Source organism: Streptomyces sp. NPDC051133, from assembly GCF_040682635.1.
Lineage (GTDB): Bacteria > Actinomycetota > Actinomycetes > Streptomycetales > Streptomycetaceae > Streptomyces.
Map to the genome: position 1 here is coordinate 41,908 of NZ_JBFBBK010000037.1, position 18,270 is coordinate 60,177.

At 72.4% G+C, this 18,270-nt stretch carries 16 protein-coding genes; 5 read left to right on the forward strand and 11 right to left on the reverse strand.

Features of this window, described 5'->3' with window-relative positions:
* Positions 1 to 15: 15 nt before the first annotated feature.
* The 7 genes from AB0N17_RS31575 to AB0N17_RS31605 all read right to left on the reverse strand — a co-directional run bounded on the left by AB0N17_RS31575 (position 16) and on the right by AB0N17_RS31605 (position 7,142).
* On the reverse strand, positions 16 to 1,056 hold the full coding sequence (locus AB0N17_RS31575) for an MCE family protein (protein WP_366014989.1): 1,041 nt from the start codon (positions 1,054 to 1,056) through the stop codon (positions 16 to 18).
* Positions 1,053 to 2,315, reverse strand: a complete 1,263-nt coding sequence (locus tag AB0N17_RS31580; RefSeq protein WP_366014990.1) for an MCE family protein — start codon at positions 2,313 to 2,315, stop codon at positions 1,053 to 1,055. Before AB0N17_RS31580 ends, AB0N17_RS31575 begins: the two co-directional genes overlap by 4 nt.
* 5 nt (positions 2,316 to 2,320) lie before the next feature.
* Positions 2,321 to 3,145 (reverse strand): ABC transporter permease, encoded by an 825-nt coding sequence (locus AB0N17_RS31585; RefSeq protein ID WP_366014991.1) that lies wholly within the window; start codon positions 3,143 to 3,145, stop codon positions 2,321 to 2,323.
* Between the two features lie 3 nt (positions 3,146 to 3,148).
* Positions 3,149 to 3,919, reverse strand: coding sequence for an ABC transporter permease (locus AB0N17_RS31590; RefSeq protein ID WP_366014993.1), 771 nt, complete (start codon positions 3,917 to 3,919; stop codon positions 3,149 to 3,151).
* Positions 3,916 to 4,845: an ABC transporter ATP-binding protein gene (locus AB0N17_RS31595; RefSeq protein WP_366014994.1), complete on the reverse strand. Its 930-nt coding sequence runs from the start codon at positions 4,843 to 4,845 to the stop codon at positions 3,916 to 3,918. The genes AB0N17_RS31590 and AB0N17_RS31595 overlap by 4 nt, the downstream gene beginning before the upstream one ends.
* A gap of 108 nt (positions 4,846 to 4,953) precedes the next feature.
* Positions 4,954 to 5,997, reverse strand: coding sequence for a sigma-70 family RNA polymerase sigma factor (locus tag AB0N17_RS31600; RefSeq protein WP_366014995.1), 1,044 nt, complete (start codon positions 5,995 to 5,997; stop codon positions 4,954 to 4,956).
* A 53-nt stretch (positions 5,998 to 6,050) separates the two neighbouring features.
* On the reverse strand, positions 6,051 to 7,142 hold the full coding sequence (locus AB0N17_RS31605) for a lytic transglycosylase domain-containing protein (protein ID WP_366014996.1): 1,092 nt from the start codon (positions 7,140 to 7,142) through the stop codon (positions 6,051 to 6,053).
* Between the two features lie 562 nt (positions 7,143 to 7,704).
* Between AB0N17_RS31605 and AB0N17_RS31610 the strand changes: the two genes are divergently transcribed.
* The 5 genes from AB0N17_RS31610 (at position 7,705) to AB0N17_RS31630 (ending at position 11,208) form a co-directional block, all read left to right on the forward strand.
* The gene (locus tag AB0N17_RS31610) at positions 7,705 to 9,171 is read left to right on the forward strand and encodes an ATP-binding protein (protein WP_366014997.1); all 1,467 of its coding nucleotides are present in this window, start codon (positions 7,705 to 7,707) and stop codon (positions 9,169 to 9,171) included.
* A gap of 76 nt (positions 9,172 to 9,247) precedes the next feature.
* Entirely contained in the window at positions 9,248 to 9,640 is a 393-nt protein-coding gene (locus tag AB0N17_RS31615) for a roadblock/LC7 domain-containing protein (protein ID WP_366014998.1), read from the forward strand.
* A 3-nt stretch (positions 9,641 to 9,643) separates the two neighbouring features.
* Positions 9,644 to 10,030: a DUF742 domain-containing protein gene (locus AB0N17_RS31620; protein ID WP_366014999.1), complete on the forward strand. Its 387-nt coding sequence runs from the start codon at positions 9,644 to 9,646 to the stop codon at positions 10,028 to 10,030.
* Positions 10,008 to 10,631 carry an ATP/GTP-binding protein gene (locus tag AB0N17_RS31625; protein ID WP_366015000.1) on the forward strand — a complete coding sequence of 208 codons (624 nt, stop codon included), beginning with the start codon at positions 10,008 to 10,010 and terminating at the stop codon, positions 10,629 to 10,631. Before AB0N17_RS31620 ends, AB0N17_RS31625 begins: the two co-directional genes overlap by 23 nt.
* On the forward strand, positions 10,594 to 11,208 hold the full coding sequence (locus AB0N17_RS31630) for a GAF domain-containing protein (RefSeq protein WP_366015001.1): 615 nt from the start codon (positions 10,594 to 10,596) through the stop codon (positions 11,206 to 11,208). The genes AB0N17_RS31625 and AB0N17_RS31630 overlap by 38 nt, the downstream gene beginning before the upstream one ends.
* A gap of 210 nt (positions 11,209 to 11,418) precedes the next feature.
* On the opposite strand, the gene AB0N17_RS31635 is transcribed toward AB0N17_RS31630, so the two are convergent.
* From AB0N17_RS31635 to AB0N17_RS31650, 4 genes are read right to left on the reverse strand one after another with little or no spacing between them, the layout of a single operon-like run.
* Positions 11,419 to 12,126, reverse strand: coding sequence for a helix-turn-helix domain-containing protein (locus AB0N17_RS31635; RefSeq protein WP_366015002.1), 708 nt, complete (start codon positions 12,124 to 12,126; stop codon positions 11,419 to 11,421).
* A gap of 41 nt (positions 12,127 to 12,167) precedes the next feature.
* A complete protein-coding gene (locus AB0N17_RS31640) occupies positions 12,168 to 13,871 on the reverse strand; it encodes an allophanate hydrolase (protein ID WP_366015014.1) in 1,704 nt (567 codons plus the stop codon).
* A gap of 5 nt (positions 13,872 to 13,876) precedes the next feature.
* A complete protein-coding gene (gene uca / locus AB0N17_RS31645; protein WP_366015003.1) occupies positions 13,877 to 17,470 on the reverse strand; it encodes an urea carboxylase in 3,594 nt (1,197 codons plus the stop codon).
* Positions 17,467 to 18,270 (reverse strand): urea amidolyase associated protein UAAP2, encoded by an 804-nt coding sequence (locus AB0N17_RS31650; RefSeq protein WP_366015004.1) that lies wholly within the window; start codon positions 18,268 to 18,270, stop codon positions 17,467 to 17,469. Before AB0N17_RS31650 ends, uca begins: the two co-directional genes overlap by 4 nt.

Consider the following 18,270-nt stretch of genomic DNA (forward strand, 5'->3'; position numbering starts at 1 on the left):
GTGGGACACGCAGTCTCATCCGCCACACCTCGCCCGCGCCACGTGCAGGTCCGGGTTGATCACCTGCCGGGTCTTCGGCAGCACGATCCGGCCGTCGAAGTCGCAGAGATAGAAGTTGAACCAGGAGCCGTACGACGCCGTCCCGGTCAGCGCGTTGAGCTTGTTCGGCAGCCGCTTCAGGACGCCCTCCACGGTGTTCTCGTTCTTGTTCAGCGTTCCGGTGAGATCGCCGAGCCCGGCGATGTCGTCCTTCAGCGGCGGGCGCGCGTCCTTCAGCAGCCCCGAGGTGACGTCGGTGAGGTCGCCGATGCTCACCAGCGACTCCCCGATGGGCTTGCGGTCGGCGGCCAGCCCCGAGACCACCCGGCGCAGCTGTGTCAGCAGCCCCGAGAAGCGGGAGCCGCGCTTGTCGAGCGTGTCCAGGACGGTGTTGAGGTTGTCGACGACCGAGCCGATCAGCTTGTCGCGGTCGGCGAGGGTGGTGGTGAGCGAGGCCGTGTGCGCGAGGAGGCTGTTCACCGTGCCGCCCTCGCCCTGGAGGGTCTGGACGATCTCGGTGGCGAGCTGGTTGACGTCGCTCGGGCTGAGCGCGGCGAACAGCGGCTTGAAACCGTTCAGCAGGGCGTTGAGGTCCAGCGCCGGCCGGGTCCGGGACAGCGGGATGGTGCCGCCCGGCCGCAGCCGGGCGGTCGCGTCGCCGGGGCCCTCGGTGAGCGCGATGTACCGCTGCCCGACCAGGTTGCGGTAGCGGACCACCGCGTGGGTCCCCGCGAGCAGCGGCCGGCCGGCGCTGACCGTGAACGTGACCTCCGCCAGGGTCCGGTCCTTGATCCGGATGTCCTCGACGTCTCCCACCCGCACTCCGGCCACGCGGATGTCGTCGCCGGTCTCCAGCCCGGTGACGTCGGTGAACACGGCGTGGTAGGTGTCCTTCGCGGTGAAGGAGAGGTTGACGACGGTGGCGGCGAGCAGCGCCGTCGCCACGATGGTGACCAGTGCGAAGAGGCTGAACTTGACCAGCGGGGCGGCGGTCCGCCGGGCTCCTGACCTGCTCATGCGACACTCACCGCCGTTCCGCGCGCGAGCGGACCGAACAGCAGGGTCGCGACGGGCGGCACCTGGTCGGCGGGGACGCCCATGACGGGGGCCACCAGCGAGCCGACGGCCCGCTGCTCGGCCCGGGTGGCGGACACGTCGACACCTCCGGGCAGTGCGCGGCCGGAACCTCCGGCCGACGTACCGTCGTCGAGACGGGGTTTGGGGCCGGGCACCTGAGGATGCGGCAGGCCACGGCAGTCGGGGCCGGACCGCTCGCCGTACACCGGCTCCTCACCGGGCCGGTACGCCCCCTGCGGGCGGACGGCTTCGAGGGTGATCCGCATCTCGCCGCCCCGGAACGCGTCCTCCGAGGCCTTCTCCTGCCGGGCCAGTCCCGTCAGCAGGCACGGGTACTCGGGGGAGTAGCGGGCGAACAGCTCCAGAGTGGGACGGGAGATCCGGCCCAGGGTGATCAGCCGGTCGCCGTTGTCGGACAGGAAGCCGTCCGCCGTGTCCGCCACGGAAGCGGTCGAGCGGAACGCGGCGGCCAGCTGGTCCCTCTTGTCGACGATGGTGCGGCTGGTGGTGACCGTGTTGCGCAGGATCCGCATCAGGTCGGGTGCGGCGTCGCCGTACACCTCGGCGACGTCCGCGAACCGCGAGATGTCCTGCTCCAGGGAGGGCAGGTGCGGGTTGAGACGGCGCAGATACCCCTCGACCCGGGTGAGGTTGGCGCCGATCCGGTTGCCGCGGCCCTCCAGCGCCGTGGCGAACGCCGAGAGCGCGGCGTCGAGCTCACCCGGCCGGACCGTGCGCAGCAGCGGCAGCAGGTCGTTCATCAGCTGCTGCACCTCGATGCCGGCCTTCGTGCGGTCCTGGGTGATGACGTCTCCGGCGCGGATGGGCCGGGCCGACGACCGCGCGGAACGCGGGGGCTCGACCAGGTCGACGTACTTCTCGCCGAACAGCGTCTTGGGCAGGAGGCGGGCCTGCACGTCCGAGGGGATGCGGGGGACGTACCGGGGATCGAGGGCGATGTCGAGCGTGGCCTTCGTGCCGTCCGCGTGCACCTCGCGCACCTCGCCGACCAGCAGCCCGCGCAGCTTGACGTCGGCGCGTGGGTCGAGCTGGTTGCCGAGGGTGCCGGCCTGGAGGGTGATGGGCACGACAGGCGTGAACGCCTGCTGGTAGACCGCCACCGCGAGCGACAGCAGCAGCGCGAGCACGGCGAGGAAGGCGACGCCGTACAGCCTGAGTCTCGTTGTGTGCCTGTGCACCGCTCTCACCCCGCTATCCGTACGGTCGTGGTGGCGCCCCAGATCGCGAGGCTCAGGAAGAAGTCCAGGACGTTGACGGCGACGATCGAGGTCCGCACCGCACGGCCCACCGCGACGCCGACGCCCGCCGGGCCGCCGCTCGCGTGATAGCCGTAGTAGCAGTGCACCAGGATGATCAGCACGGCGAAGACGATCACCTTGCCGAAGGACCAGAACACGTCGACGGGCGGCAGGTACTGGTGGAAGTAGTGGTCGTACGTGCCCGTGGACTGCCCGTAGTAGCCGGTGGTGATGGTGCGCGCGGCCAGGTACGAGGACAGCAGCCCGATCACGTACAGCGGGATCACCGCGACGAAGCCGGCGATCATCCTCGTCGTCACCAGGAACGGCAGCGACGGGACGCCCATCACCTCCAGCGCGTCGGTCTCCTCGCTGATCCGCATCGCGCCGAGCTGCGCGGTGAACCCGGCGCCGACCGTCGCGGACAGGGCGAGCCCGGCCACCAGCGGGGCGATCTCCCGGGTGTTGAAGTACGCCGACAGGAACGCCACGAAGTTGGAGGTGCCCAGCTGGTTGAGGGCCGCGTAGCCCTGGAGGCCGACCTCGGTGCCGGTGAAGAAGGACAGGAAGGCGATCACGCCGACCGTGCCGCCGACGACGGCGAGCGCGCCGCGCCCGAAGCTGACCTCGGCGAGCAGCCGCAGGATCTCCTTCTTGTAGCGGCGCAGGGTGCGGCCCGTCCACGCGAGCGAGCGCCCGTAGAAGGACAGTTGGGTGCCCAGCTCCTCGAGGGAGCGCAAGGGGCGGTCGAGGACTCTTTGCGGTCTCATCGGCTAACCCCTCTGCGGGACGACCTGGAAGTACACCGCGGTCATCACGAAGTTGGTCACGAACAGCAGCATGAAGGTGATCACCACGGACTGGTTGACGGCATCGCCCACACCCTTCGGACCGCCCTTCGCCGTCAGCCCCTTGTACGAGGCGACGATCGCCGCGATGGCCCCGAACACGAGCGCCTTGATCTCCGCCGCCCACAGGTCGGACAGCTGGGCGAGGGTGGTGAAGGACGCCAGGTAGGCGCCGGGAGTGCCGTGCTGGAGGACGACGTTGAAGAAGTAGCCGCCCGCGACACCGACGACCGAGACGAGGCCGTTGAGCAGGACGGCCACGACCATCGACGCCAGCACGCGCGGTACGACGAGCCGGTGGACCGGGTCGATGCCGAGCACCTGCATCGCGTCGATCTCGTCCCGGATCTTGCGCGCCCCCAGGTCCGCGCAGATCGCCGTGCCGCCCGCGCCCGCGATCAGCAGCGCGGTGACGATCGGCGAGGCCTCGCGCAGCACCGCGAGCACGGACGCGGCACCGGAGAAGGACTGCGCGCCCAACTGCCGGGTCAGGCTGCCGATCTGCAGCGCGATGACCGCCCCGAAGGGGATCGAGACCAGCGCCGTCGGCAGAATGGTGACGCTCGCGACGAACCACGCCTGCTGGATGAACTCCCGGGCCTGAAAGGGCCGTCGGGGCAGGGTCCGGACGACGTCCAGCGCCATCGCGAAGAGGTTGCCCGAATGCCGGAGCGCACCTGTCGGGGAGAGCCTCATGCGCTGCTCACCGCCGTCCCGTGCAGCTCCGCCTCGCGTCTCGCGATCGCCTCCCAGCGGGGCGGGCGCGGGATGCCGGGGCCGGGCAGCAGGCGGGGAGACAGGGCCCGGACGCGCGGACCCTCGTCGATCTGGGCCAGCTCCTGCTCGACCTGGGCCGCGTCCTTCTCCTCCGCCATGCCGATCGGCCCCTGCATCCGGCCGTTCAGGAACTGCCGTACGACGGGCTCGTCGCTGCTCAGCAGCTCCTCGCGGGGCCCGAACATCACCAGCTCGCGCCGGAACAGCAGCCCGATGTTGTCCGGGACCTGGCGGGCCGAGGCGATGTCGTGGGTGACGATCAGGAAGGTCGCGTCGATCTGCGCGTTCAGGTCGACGATGAGCTGGTTGAGGTAGGCCACGCGGACCGGGTCCAGGCCCGAGTCCGGCTCGTCGAACAGGATGATCTCCGGGTCGAGGACCAGGGCGCGGGCGAGCCCGGCACGCTTGCGCATGCCGCCGGAGATCTCGCCGGGCAGCTTCCCCTCGGCGCCGATCAGCCCGACCATGTCCATCTTCTCCAGCACGATGCGCCGGATCTCGCTCTCGGACTTGCGGGTGTGCTCGCGCAGCGGGAAGGCGATGTTGTCGTACAGGTTCATCGAGCCGAACAGCGCGCCGTCCTGGAACAGCACGCCGAAAAGCTTCCGCACCTCGTAGAGGTCGCTCTCACGGAGCTCGGTGATGTCCCGGCCCTGGATCGTGATGGAGCCGCGCTCCGGCTTCAGCAGCCCCACGAGCGTCTTGAGGAACACCGACTTGCCCGTCCCCGAGGGGCCGAGCATCACCGAGACCTCCCCGGCGGGCAGCGTCAGCGAGACGTCCTGCCAGATGACCTGGTGGCCGAAGGACTTGGTCAGCCCTTCCACACAGATCTCGACACCCATCCGGTCCCACCCTTCGCCCGTGGAGCAGCTCCGACATCTGCTCTACGGGGAGGCGCGGGGTGTCCGTCGCGGTGACCGGGAATTTTTTTCGACCGTGTACGCGGCGTGTTACGGCAGCTTCGGCGACGGGATGCCCGAAGGCGTCCTCGGGGCAGGGACGGGGGAGGAGAACGCAGCGGCCGGTGCCGCCGGGGCCGGGGGAAGCGACGGGACCGACGAGGCGGCCGGCCCCGTCGGCAGGTCCGGCACCTCCGGCACGCCGGACACCCGCGGAACCTGCGGGGCCGACAGCCCCGGCAGCGGGGACGAGGACACGTCCGGCAGCGACGGCACGGGCAGCGGCAGCGACGCTCCGCCGGTCGGTGCGGGCGTCCGGCTCCGGGCCCCGGCCACCGGGGGCGAGGAGACACGCGTCCTGAGGGTGGGCTTCCGGCCCGCGGCGTCGCTGTGCCGGCTCGGCGCGTCGCCGGACACGGCCGGCCGCGGCGCCGGACCGTTCCCGGTCCCTCCCGTGCCGAGCGCGTACGGCAGCACGAACCCCGCCACCGCCAGGGTCGCCGCCGTCGAGGTCACCGCGACCACCTGGGCCTTGCCACCGCCGCGCAGCCGGCCGCGCCCGACCAGGAACAGCACCAGCCCGAGCGTCCCGGCCAGCGACGCGCGCAGCGTGCGCCGGGCCCGGGCGAGCAGCGACTCGACGGTCCGGTAGCTGAGCCCCATCCGCACCGCGACCTGGCTCACGTCCAGGTCCTCGGACTTCAGCCGGAGCGCCTCCGCCTGCCGGGCGGGCAGCTCACCGCTGCGCACGGCGAGCCACTTGGCCTCGGCCCGGTCGCACACCGCCTCCTCGACGGGCACCGGGCCCGGCGCGACGAGCGTGGGGCGGCTGCCCACCTCCGCCTCCCGGTTGACCTGCCGGTACCGGTCGACGCAGAGCCGCATCGTCACCTTCGTCAGCCAGGCGCCGAGCCGCTCGTCGTCGAGGTCCGGGCGTTCCGCGGCCCGCAGCATCGCCTCGTGCACGGCGTCCTCGGCGTCCTCCCGGCTCATGGAACGTCGCCGGGCCACCTTGAGCAGCTGTTCGCGGTGGCTCCACATGCGCTGCCAACGCTCCTCGGCGGTCGCTGTGTCCGTGGGCATGTCCGTCGCCATGAGGGCCCCTTCGCGCTCACCCGCCGGTCCTGTGCTTCCGGCGGGTGGCGACATTACCGCCGAGTAGCGGTGGTTGTGGAGGGGGAGGCGCCCATCGTGTTCCAGCCGTTGCCGATGGTCAGCGGCCCCGCGTCGGGCAGCACACCGCCGCCGGGCGGCGTGAGAGCCGGCTCGGGGACGGGGACCGGCGACGTCCCCGACGGGTTCGGGACACCGGCCGTACCGGACGGGCCGGGGGAGGGTGAGGCAGGCGGCGTCGGCGCCTTGCGCGAGGGACGGGGGCCCGGCTCGCGCTCGTCCGAGGGCTTCGACGGCGAGGGCTTCGGCCTCTTCGGACGGGACGGCTCCGGCCGGTCCGACCGGGATCCGGCGGACGCGTCCGGCACCACGCGGTATCCGGTCAGGTAGTACGCGTACCAGGCCTCGACGGTGCGCAGGTAGGCGTCCGAGTGGTTGTAGCCCAGGATCGCCCGGTCCAGGTCGGCGGGGTCCGACAGGTCCCGGCCGCCCGCGCACAGATAGCGGCCGGCGGCGAGCGCCGCGTCGTAGACGTTGTCCGGGTCCGACCGTCCGTCGCCGTTGCCGTCCGCGCCCCAGCGGGCCCAGGTGGACGGGATGAACTGCATCGGGCCGACCGCGCGGTCGTACGCCGCGTCCCCGTCGTACGCGCCGCCGTCGGTGTCCGGCACGACGGCGAAGGCGCCGCCGGTCAGCCGCGGGCCGAGGATGGGCGGCACCGCCGTACCGTCCGGGGTCACCCGGCCGCCCCGTGCCTGCCCGGACTCCACCTGACCGATCGCGGCCAGCAGCTGCCGGCGCAGATGGCAGCCGGGCGCGCTGCGCGCCAGCTCCTCCTCGGCACGCCGGTACGCGGTGAACACGCTCGCGGGCAGGGCACCGTCGCCCGTCGCTCCCGCTGCCGAGCCGTTCTTCGGTGTCCGCAGCGGGGGAAGGCCGATGCGGTACGGGGTGTCACCGGACACGCTGGGGTCGTGCCCGGCGGGCGCCGCCTTCCGCGCGGGCTCCGCTGCCTCGGCCGGGACCGCCCCCGGCGCCTGCGACGCGGTCAGCACGGCCATCGCCGCCGCCGCGACCGCCGTACCCCTGGCACCCCTCAGTGCCCCCTTGAGTGCACGCGCTGTCACTGTGCAGTCCCCTCCGTGGATGGATCCGTTGTCTGCTCTACGCGGCCGGAGGGCAGGTCCGTCGCGCGGAACCGGGGGTGCCCTTCCGAGCTTCGGCGGTCAGAGGGCGATCGGGGTCGGTGGGCATGCACATGGGACACGGACACCGGCGTGGCAGCCCCGGTGTGCAGGGCAGGACGCGCGCCGGCCTGGTGGTCGCCGGCTGTGCGACGCGGGACGCCGTCGTCGTCGAACTCCGGCCTGGGCAGCCGTAGCGCCACGTCGGCGGGCTCGGCCGGGCCACCACCTCGACCTTTTCGAGCATCGCGTCGAGCTGTGTCCCGACTCACACGCCGGACGGGCACATCGAAGCGAAGATAAGGACAACGGTTCGATCTCTGTGCGTGCCAGAGGCTGACACCGGAGTCCTGGAGCGCGGTAACGTGCGCGCTCGGCCTGATCACCGCACTGTCCAGGGACTGTTATGCCCGATCCTTTCACGCCGCCGGACGACCGGCCCGCAGCGCCCGTGACCGCCCGTGTGACGGCCGGGTCGCGAGCCGGGTCCTTGAGGCGGCGTCAGTTGCTGTGGTCCGTGCTGCCACCGGGCGTGGTCGCCGTGGCCGGTGCGGTGGCCACCGCGCTGGTCGGTGACGGCCCCCTGGACCGGGCGGACCAGGGGGCGGTGTTCGGCGGTGTGGTCCTCATCGGCGCCCTGGCGGCAGGAATCGCGGGGGTGAGGGCTTCGTCGGAGGCACGAGCACTCACCAGGCACTGGACGGAGCTGTCCCGTGCGGCCGACCGGGACCGTGCCGAGCTGGCCGAGCTGATCCGTACCACAGCCGAGGGCAGAGCCGAACTGGACTCGCTGTTCCGCCGGCTGAGGGCCGGGGAGCCCCCTGTGCGGCGCCGGCAAGAACTGCCCCCGCAGACCGGCCCGGACGGACTGGCCCGACTCGGATTCGAGATCGCTGCGGCCCGGCACGAGGCGGAGGCAGCCCTGCTGGAGACCGCCGCCGGTGCGCTCGGTGCGGAACACAGCGCCCGGCTGGAACAGTTCGAGGTGTTCGCCAACCTGGCGCGTCGACTCGAGTCACTGGTGCACCGCGAGATCGGACTGCTCGACAGCCTGGAGAACGAGGTCGAGGACCCCGACCTGCTCAAGGGGCTGTTCCGGGTGGACCATCTGTCCACCCGGATCCGCCGCTACGCCGAGAACCTGGCCGTGCTCGGCGGCGCGAACACCCACCGCCAGTGGACCCGTCCCGTCGGCCTGACCGACGTGCTGCGTTCCGCCGTCGCCGAGATCGACCAGTACGCCCGGGTCAAGCTGGTCCCGCCCATCGATGGAACGGTCAGCGGCCACGCCGTGGTCGACGTCGTCCATTTGCTGGCCGAGCTGCTGGAGAACGCGACGGTCTTCTCACCGCCCAAGACCACCGTGCACGTGCGGGTCGAGCCCGTCGCCGCCGGGGTGGCGATCGAGGTCGAAGACCGGGGCCTGGGCATGTCGGCGGCCGAGCGCAACCAGATGAACACGGTGCTGGGCGCACCCGACAAGGTCGCCCTCGGCGAGCTGCTGCAGGACGGCCGGATCGGCCTGTACGTGGTCTCCGTCCTGGCCCAGCGGCATGACATCGCCGTTCAGTTGCAGAGCAACGTGTACGGCGGCACTCAGGCCGTCATGGTGTTGCCCACGGCCCTGCTCGGCCCGCAGCCGGCGGCCCCCGCGCCCGAGCACCCCGCTGTCGTGACCCCTGACGCGGTGCCGCAGGACCCGGTGGGGCCCGAGGCGGCCAACCCCCCGGCGACAGTGGTGGCCGCCGTCGCGGATCCGCGCGTGTCCGATTCCGGACCCCAGATCGCCCCGATGCCCTCCGACGCCGACGACGACCGTCCGCGGCTGCCTCGGCGACGCCGGGACCACACCGCCGAACAGCCGCACCCGGTCCCCAGCGCCGGTACTTCCGAGGACATCGCACACGACCCGGGCCTGATGGCCGCGTTCCAGACCGGACTGCGCAGGGCCGAGGAAGCGGAGACGCCCTGACATCCCAGCGCCGCCCCGAAGGCCCGGGGCCCCGTCCAGCAAGCCGTTTCCTTCTGCCGAAGAGGAGTACACGATCGTGGCGAGCGAAGACCTTTCCTGGCTGTTGACAGGTCTGGTGAACCGGGTGCCGCACACCCGAAGCGCCTTGTTGCTGTCCTCGGACGGGCTGGTGAAGGCGGCGGAGGGGCTCGACGCGGACGCCGCTGACCAGTTGGCCGCGCTCGCCAGTGGGCTGTACTCGTTGGCGCGCAGCGCGGGCCGGCACTTCGACGACGGCGGCGACGTGCGGCAGATAGTGACGGAGCTCAGCACTTCGCTGCTGTTCGTCTCGGCCGCCGGGCACGGCGCGGTCCTGGCGGTGCTGGCCGGACGCGAGGCGGACGCGGCGGTGCTGGGCTACGAGATGGGCATGATGGTGAAGAGCGTGCGCCCGCACCTGGCCACGCCGCCCCGGCACATGGTGGGGTAACCGATGACGCCGGTCCTCCCCGACGGACCGCTGATCAGCGAAGCGGTCGGGCGGCTGGTCCGTCCCTACACCGCCAGCGACGGCCGGACCAGGGCCACGTCCCACTTCACGCTCGTGACCGTGGTGCGGGCCACGGGTGTCCAGACGCAGGGTGCCTTCGGCCTGGAGCATGCGCAGGTGCTGGCGCTGTGCGAGAGCCCTGTGAGCGTCGCCGAGGTCGCGGCCCGCATGCAGGTGCCGGCCGCCGTGGTCAAGGTGCTGCTGTCCGATCTGGCCGAGGGTGGCGCGGTGGTCGCGGGCGACGCGCCACCGCCGTCCCCGGGCCACTACGCACGACCTGATCGAGACCTCCTGGAAGCGGTGCGCGATGCCCTCCTCAAACGACTGTGAGCCGCTGCCCGCCGACGTCCTGCCGGTGGGAATCAAAGTGCTCATCGCCGGCGGGTTCGGCGTGGGAAAGACCACCTTCGTCAACGCGCTCAGCGAGATCGAGCCGCTGAGCACCGAGGAGATGCTGACCGCCGTCAGCGCGGCCACGGACCGACTGGACGGAGTGGAGAACAAGGCCACCACCACGGTGGCCCTGGACTTCGGCCGGATCACGCTCAGTCCGTCGCATGTCCTGTACTTGTTCGGCACACCCGGACAGGAGCGCTTCTGGTTCATGTGGGACGAACTCTCCGAGGGGGCGCTCGGAGCGGTGGTCCTCGCCGACACCCGCAGGCTGGAGCACTCCTTCGCGGCGGTGGACTTCTTCGAGCGGCGCGGCATCCCCTTCGTCGTCGCCGTCAACGAGTTCGACGGCGCGCACCGCTACCACGCGGAGGAGGTGCGGACCGCGCTCGACCTCAGGCAGGAGGTACCGGTGGCGCTGTGCGACGCCCGCGTCCAGAGCTCGGGCATCCGCGTGCTGCTCGAACTGATCCAGCACCTGATCACGACAAGGAGTTCCCATGGCAGCGACACCGCCCCACCCCTCCTCCGGGCCTGAGTCCGGGATCGCCGTGCGCCATCTGCTGCTCCCCCCGGAGGACCCACAGGTGCGCACCCGATCCGAGCGGCTGCGCGCGCTGGGTATCGAAGCCCGTCCGGATGCGGAACTCGACGCCTTCGCACGGGAGCTGGCACGGCGCACCGGTGGCTGTTATGCCGGGGTCAACTTCTTCCTCGACGCCGACCGCCAGTACTTCGCAGGGTTGTACAGCGCCGCACAGGACACTCCGGTGCACGTGGGACCGCTGTTGCTGGAGGACCCGGTGCCCGGCCGCGTCATGCCCCGCGACATCGACATGGGCATCTGCCCGCACGTGGTCAAGCGTCGCCGGGCGCTGGTGCTGGAGGACATCCGGGATTTCCCGCGGTTCGCCGGGAACCCGGTGGTCGACGCGATCGGCGTCCACTCCTACCTGGGCGCACCGCTGATAGACAGCACCGGCGTGGTGCTCGGCACCATCTGCGTAGTCGACCAGGACCCGCAACCATGGGGGCGTGAGGGGCTGGAGACCATCAAGGCCATGGCCGCGCAACTGGTCGAACGGCTCGAGGAGTCGGCGTGCCGTCGCAGCTGACCAGCTCTGCCGGACTCGCACAACCCATTGCGGGTACCGGGGAAGGGCCGTCGACAAGCGGGCGGGCGGGTCTGACACCCATGCCGTTCGATGTCGACGGCGTAGGGGTGCCTGGTGCGACCAGGCGGCCGCTTTGTCGCAGGGGGTTCGGGCCTCGGGCAGCCCGTGGCGGATGCCGACGAGACCCACACAGCCCCATCCGAGGGACGCTCACGCGGGCAGCACTGGGCTGATGCCCGCCAGGCTGCTCAGCAGCGTGCGGCCCTCCTGCCGGGCGGCGGCCACCGCCGGCTCTCCGAGCCCGCACAGGCGCAGGCACGACGACGCGATGGCCTCGGTGTCAGCCGCATCCGGCTCACGGGAGCGCCGTATCTGGATGACGACCTCCACCAGCTGGATCAGCAGTTCGCCGAGCCGCTCGGCGGGCAGGCCGCGCGCGACGTCCTCGGTCGCCGCCAGGGCGCCCAGCGTGCCGTAGCTCGACTGCAGACGGCCCCGCTCGGCCCGGAAGGCGTCGAACCGCTCGGCCCGCACTTCCGGCAGCAGATAGAGCGTGCCGATGTTGAACGGAGTGCGGGAGAGGGTGCGTACGTCCATGGCGGCCACGGCGTAGAGCGCGGCGGCCGCATCCGCACGCTCGGGCACCAGGGCCCGGATCCGGTCCACCATCTGCAGACTGGGCCGCACGGACGTCGCCAGCAGCTCGGCGAGGATCTCCTCCTTGGTGGCGAAGTGGTAGTACAGCGAGGCCTGCCTGATGCCGACCCGCTCGGCGATCATGCGGGTGCTGGTGCTGGTGATCCCGTGGTCGACGAAGAGCGCCCCGGCGGCGTCGAGGATCTGTTCCCGGGCTGAGGCGCCGGGGTCGGACGGCGGCGTGTGCCGGGGCCTGCCTTGACGGGGACGCGTCGTCGTCATGGTCCCATCCTGCCACCAGGTGTCCGGCCCGCGGCCTCCGGTCACGCGGACGCCGTGTACGCCCGCCAGCCACCGAAGCGGGTGATGTCGGGCGCGCCCTCGACGGCGTACGGCTCGACGAGGAATCCGCAGACTTGGCGCCCGTCGGCCAGTTCGACGGTGCCGATGGTCATCGGCGCGGGCACGGCGGCGGTGAACGCCCCGAACCCGGCAGCGGGCAGCCGCCAGATCTCGCCCTCGACGCCCGTCCGGGCGTCACCGCCTGACGCCGTGGCGTGCCCCGCCTGGGCGCCGGCGTCCCGCCCGCCCTCGGTGACCCGGAGCAAGCCGGGCTTGGGCACCTCGGTGGCCAGGGCGTACAGCCGGTAACCGCCTGCGGTGCGGGCCCTGCCGGCCAGAGTGCCGCCTGCCTGCACCAACTGGGCATTGAGGGGCTGACCGGTGAGGTGGGCGCCGACCACGAACAGGTCGACCCCGGGGTTGGCGAACCGCTCGGCCAGCGCGGCCAGGGCGCGGTCGGAGAAGGCCGGTCCGGTGAACATGACGCCGAACGGCAGGCCGCCCACGAACCCGGCGGGAACGGCGAGCGAGGCGCAGTCCAGCAGGTTGGCGAAGTTGGTGAACCGTCCCAACCGGGCGTTGGCGCCGACCGGGTCGGCCGCCACCTCGTCGAGGGTGGGATGCCAGGTGGTGGTCGGCGTCAGGAGAGCTGTACAGCCGTCGAGCACCGCGCGTCCGGCGGCGCCGAGCGCGGCGAGCCCGGCGGCGTCGGTGGCCCAGTCGGCGGCGGTCTTCTCCCGGCCCGCCAGCACGATGGCGGCGACGGTCGGATCGAGGCCCGCCCCGATCAGGTCGCGGTGCTTCTCCAGATGCGCGCCCACGGCGGCGTACCGCTCGGCGACGAACGCGCCGCCGTACAGCAGTTCCGCCGCCTGGAGCAGCGGGGTGACGTCGGTTTCGACGATCTCCGCCCCGGTGCTCGCCATGCGGGCGACGGCGGCGTCGAAGGCTTCGTGCCAGCCGTCGGCCATGCCGTTCAGATGCTCCCCGGCCGGTACGGCGATCCGCGGGCGCGCGGGGGGCGGCGGAAGCTGGGTGCCGGTGCGGGAGAGAGGATCGGCCGGATCGGCGCCTTCGACGAACTCCGCGGCGGTGCGGGCGAGTTGCAGGTCGCGGGCGAAGACGGTCACGCAGTCGAGGGTGTAGCAGGCGGGGACCACCCCGGTCACGGGCACCAGGCCCTTGGTGGGCTTGACGCCGACGATCCCGTTGAGGGCGGCGGGCACCCGCCCGGAGCCGGCCGTGTCGGTGCCGAGCGCGATGTCGGCGATGCCCAGCGCCACCGCGACGGCGGATCCGGAGGACGACCCGCCGGAGATGCGGGCCGCGTCCCAGGCGTTGCGCACCGCGCCGTAGGGGCTGCGGGTGCCGACCAGGCCGGTGGCGAACTGGTCCAGGTTGGTCTTGCCGAGCACCACCGCGCCGGCCGCGCGCACCCGCGCCACGGCGGGCGCGTCGGCCTGCGGCTCGTAGGCGTACGACGGGGCGCCCGCGGTGGTGGGGAGGCCGGCCACGTCGATGTTGTCCTTGACGGCCACCACCAGGCCGGCCAGCGGCAGCGCCGGGTCGATGCCGGCCGCCTCGGCGAGCACCTCTTCGCGTGGCCTGAGGCTGATCCAGATCTCGGGTCGGCCGGCGTCGTCGATGCGGTCGTAGGCGGCCTGGACGCGGGCGGCCGGAGCCATGGCGTTCATGCCCGCACCGCCGCGAGGATCTGGCCGGGGGCGACCTGCTCACCGGGCTTGACGTAGATCTCCAGCAGTGTCCCGGCGGCGGGGGCGTTCACTGTGGACTCCATTTTCATCGCCTCCAGGGAGAGGATCGCATCGCCGCTCGCGATGGTGGCGCCCGGCTCGGCGGCGATCTGCCAGACGGTGGCGGTGTACGGCGCGGTGACCGGGACCGCCCCGTCCGGCAGGGTGACGGCGGCACTGGCGGTCACGGGTTCGGGATCGTGGTCACGGTCGAACTCTCCGGCGGCTCGCCAGCGTTGCTTCTCGGCCTCGAAGGCGGTGCTCTGCCGCCGGCGGAACGCGGCGATCGAGTCGGCCTCCGCGGCCAGGAACGCGTTGTACTCGGCGATCGAGAAGGTGCCCTCCTCGGTCGGGAAGTCACCGCGCCCGGCGTCGGTCTCGGCCCGCAGTTCGAGGAGTTCCTCCGCGGTGACGGGATACCACTCGATGCGGTCGAAGAAGCGCAGCGCCCACGGTGAGTCCTGGAACAGGCCGCCCTTGCGGAACCGGTTCCATATCTGCACGGTGCGTCCGACGAACTGGTAGCCGCCGGGGCCTTCCATGCCGTAGACGCACAAGTAGGCGCCGCCGATGCCGACGGAGTTCTCCGCGGTCCAGGTACGGGCCGGGTTGTACTTGGTGGTCACCAGGCGGTGCCGTGGGTCGAGCGGGGTGGCGACGGGGGCGCCGAGATAGACGTCGCCGAGGCCGAGCACCAGGTAGGAGGCGTCGAAGACGGTGCGGTAGACGTCGTCGGCGGTCCGAAGGCCGTTGACCCGGCGGATGAACTCGATGTTCCACGGGCACCACGGGGCGTCGTCGCGCACCCCGGCCATGTACCGCTCGATGGCGAGCCGGGTCGCCGGGTCGTCCCAGCTGAGCGGCAGCCGCACCGTGCGGGAGGGGACCACCAGTTCGTCGCTGGGCGGGACCTCGTCCTCCAGCTCGCGCAGCAGGGCGGTGAGGTCACGGGCCTTCAGCCGGCGGGCGTCGGTGTGGATCTGGAGGGAGCGGATGCCCGGGGTGACGTCGAGGACGCCGTCGGGCGTGTGCCCGGCGAGGGTCTCCTGAAGGGCGTGGACCCGCATCCTCAGGCCGAGGTCGAGCACCATGGGGCCGTACTCGACCAGGACGTTGTCGTCGCCGTCCCGGCGGTAGGTGACGGCGGGGCGGGCATCGGTGGCCTCCAGACGGCCGAGTACGCCGTCGTCGCCGTCGCCGCCGGTGCTGATCAGCGTGGGGGAGGAGCGGCGGGCATCGAGGGCGGCCGCCTCGGCTTCCCTGACCGGTACGAAGTGGACGGTGTCGCCGGGGCGGAGCTGGCCGAGTTTCCACAGTTCGCCGCTGGCGACCACCGCGGGGCAGACGAACCCGCCGAGGGACGGCCCGTCGGGGCCCAGGATGATCGGCGTGTCGCCGGTGAAGTCAAGGGCACCCACCGCGTACGGAGTGTCGTGGATGTTGGAGGGGTGCAGCCCGGCCTCACCGCCGTCCTGGCGCGCCCACCGCGGCTTGGGGCCGATCAGGCGGATGCCGGTGCGGGCCGAGTTGTGGTGGACCTTGTAATGCGTGGCGTAGAGGGTGTCGATGTCCTCACGGGTGAAGAACTCGGGCGCCGCGTGCGGTCCTTCGGTGACACCGATCTGCCAGTGCGAGGTGATCGCCGGCCGGCGCTCGGGCGGGGTGGGGCCGCCGCCGGCGGCCGGCGAGGCTCCGGGCCGCAGTACGTCTCCGGCGCGCAGTGTCCGACCCGCGTGCCCGCCGAAGCCGCCGAGGGTGAACGTGGAGGCGCTGCCCAGGTATTCGGGTACGTCGATGCCGCCCCGGACGGCCACGTAGCTGCGCAGGCCCGGCCCCCGGCAGGCGCCGAGCAGCAGGGTGGCGCCGGCCGGGACCGTGACCGGCTCCCACAGGGCTGCCGGGCTGCCGTCGACCGTGACCGGGACGGGAGCGCCGGTGACGGCGACCACGGTGGCGGCCGAGAAGCGCAGACTCAGCCCGCCCGCGGTGACCTCCAGGCCAGGGGCCTGCGCCGGGTTGGCGACGGCCAGGTTGGCCTCGGCGAAGGAGACGGCGTCGAAGGGGCCGCTCGGCGGCACGCCCACGTGCCAGTGGCCGAGCCGGCCCGGAAGGTCCTGGACGGTGGTCATCGCGCCCGGCACCAGGACGTCGATGCGCGGCTCGGGGTCGACGGTGGTGGCGAGCGTGCTGGTGCTGTGCACGGCCTCGCGCACCTCGCCCCGCACGGCCAGCTCGCGCAGCAGGCCCAGGTTGGTGACGATGCCGTCGATCCGGCTCGCGGCCAGGGCCTGGCCGAGCACGTCGAACGCGGCCTGCCGGGTGGGGCCCTTCGCGATCACCTTGGCGAGCATGGGGTCGTAGTACGGCGAGACCTCCAGACCGGTTTCCGCAAAGCCGTCGACGCGCACGCCGGGCATGTTGTCGGCGCCCTGGCCGGGGAAGGCCGCCCGGGTGATCAGGCCCGGGGACGGCAGCGAGTCCTTGCCGGGGTCCTCGGCGTAGACGCGGGCCTCCACGGCATGCCCGGTGGGCGTCCACTCCCGCTCGAACACCGCGTCCTCGACCCAGCCGTCGCGGGCCAGGACGAGCATCAGTTCGACGAGGTCGACGCCGTACGCCTCCTCGGTCACCGGGTGCTCGACCTGGAGGCGGGTGTTGACCTCCAGGAAGGCGGCCTCCTCGCGCGCGGGGTCGTAGACGAACTCCACGGTCCCCGCGCCCCGGTAGCCGACCGAGGCGAGCAGCCGGCGCGAGGAGTCGTGCAGCAGTGCCCGCACACGAGGAGGCAGGGCCGGGGCCGGGGCCTCCTCGATCACCTTCTGGTTGCGGCGCTGCAACGAGCAGTCCCGGTCGCCGAAGACGGCGATCCGGCCGGTGCCGTCGCCGAAGACCTGCACCTCGACATGGCGGGCGGGGCGCACGAGGCGCTCCAGGAACACCCCGGCGGACCCGAAGCTGGACTCCGCGAGCGCCGCGACGCGCGCGAAGGCCCCGCGTACGTCATCGGCGGTGGCGCAGGCCTGCATGCCGATGCCGCCGCCACCGCCGGTGGCCTTGACCATCACGGGCAGCCCGATGGAGGAGGCCGCGGTGACGGCCTCCTCGGCGCTCGCCAGCAACTCCGTCCCGGCCAGCAGCGGCACTCCGGCGGCCTTGGCCAGGGCGCGCGCGGTGTGCTTCTCACCGAAGGCCGTGATCTGGTCGGCGGTCGGTCCCGCGAACCGCAGACCGGCCTCCTCCACGGCACGGGCGAAGACGGCGTTCTCGGAGAGGAAGCCGTAGCCGGGGTGGATGATGCCCGCGCCATGGGCGAGGGCGGCCTCGATGATCGCCTCCCCGCGCAGATACGACGCGCGGGCGGGCGCCGGACCGAGGCGGACCGCGTGATCGGCCTCGCGGACGTGCGGGGCGGCCCGGTCGGCGTCGGAGAAGACGGCGACGGTGCCCAGGCCCATCCTCCTGGCGGTGCGGATCACACGGCGGGCTATCTCACCGCGGTTGGCGACGAGAACGGCGGTGGGGCGGATCACGCGCCCTCCTTCGCGGTACGAGCGGCTTGCGCGGACCGTGCGTCGACGTCGGCCGGCGCCGGCTCCACGACGATCATCCGCAGCGGGGTGGGGTTGAAGTCGTTGCACGGGTTGTTCATCTGCGGGCAGTTGGACACCATCACCAGCACGTCCGTCTCGGCGCGCACCGCGACCCGGCGGCCCGGCGCCGACATGCCGTCCACGATGCCCAGCGCGCCGTCCGCCTCGACGGGCACGTTCATGAACCAGTTGAGGTTGGAGACGATGTCCCGCACCCCGAGGCCACGCCGCCCGGCCTCGGCGAGGAAGTTCTCACGGCAGCCGTGCTGGAACATCACATGATGGCCGTAGCGCAGGGTGTTGGACTCCTTGCCGCACGCGCCGCCGATGGTGTCCTGGCGGTCGACCTCGTTGGCCACGACGGTCATCAACGGGCGGCCCTCGCTGCTGCGCAGCACGGTGCCGGTGCGCACATAGGCGTTGCCCTGCCAGGCCAGGGTGTCGGGGACGCTGTAGCGCTCCTCGGGATCGTCGGCGCTGTAGAGCAGACAGTCGGCCGACTGGTTGCCGCCGACGTCGACGATCGTCAGGACGTGCCCCGTCCGCACCACCGCCGACCAGGGCGCGTTGGGGGCCACCGTCTCGTCCAGGACGACTTCGCCCTCGACCAGGCTCGCACCCCGGTCCAGGGGGGAGCCCTCCGCATGCACGGCGCCCACGGGGACGGTGGAGGTCACCGTGCCGCCGCCGGCGGCGGTCGGGCAGCTGACGGGCGTGGTCTCGGTCCGTGTGGTCGCCAT

What these genes read in the sequence shown, in the direction of transcription:
- AB0N17_RS31600 (WP_366014995.1), bottom strand. Translation starts at nt 5,997, where the DNA reads ATGGCGACGGACATGCCCACGGACACAGCGACCGCCGAGGAGCGTTGG.
- AB0N17_RS31640 (WP_366015014.1), bottom strand. Translation starts at nt 13,871, where the DNA reads ATGGCTCCGGCCGCCCGCGTCCAGGCCGCCTACGACCGCATCGACGAC.
- AB0N17_RS31585 (WP_366014991.1), bottom strand. Translation starts at nt 3,145, where the DNA reads ATGAGACCGCAAAGAGTCCTCGACCGCCCCTTGCGCTCCCTCGAGGAG.
- AB0N17_RS31630 (WP_366015001.1), top strand. Translation starts at nt 10,594, where the DNA reads ATGGCAGCGACACCGCCCCACCCCTCCTCCGGGCCTGAGTCCGGGATC.
- AB0N17_RS31595 (WP_366014994.1), bottom strand. Translation starts at nt 4,845, where the DNA reads ATGGGTGTCGAGATCTGTGTGGAAGGGCTGACCAAGTCCTTCGGCCAC.
- AB0N17_RS31620 (WP_366014999.1), top strand. Translation starts at nt 9,644, where the DNA reads ATGACGCCGGTCCTCCCCGACGGACCGCTGATCAGCGAAGCGGTCGGG.
- AB0N17_RS31575 (WP_366014989.1), bottom strand. Translation starts at nt 1,056, where the DNA reads ATGAGCAGGTCAGGAGCCCGGCGGACCGCCGCCCCGCTGGTCAAGTTC.
- AB0N17_RS31635 (WP_366015002.1), bottom strand. Translation starts at nt 12,126, where the DNA reads ATGACGACGACGCGTCCCCGTCAAGGCAGGCCCCGGCACACGCCGCCG.
- AB0N17_RS31590 (WP_366014993.1), bottom strand. Translation starts at nt 3,919, where the DNA reads ATGAGGCTCTCCCCGACAGGTGCGCTCCGGCATTCGGGCAACCTCTTC.
- AB0N17_RS31650 (WP_366015004.1), bottom strand. Translation starts at nt 18,270, where the DNA reads ATGGCGACCACACGGACCGAGACCACGCCCGTCAGCTGCCCGACCGCC.
- AB0N17_RS31625 (WP_366015000.1), top strand. Translation starts at nt 10,008, where the DNA reads ATGCCCTCCTCAAACGACTGTGAGCCGCTGCCCGCCGACGTCCTGCCG.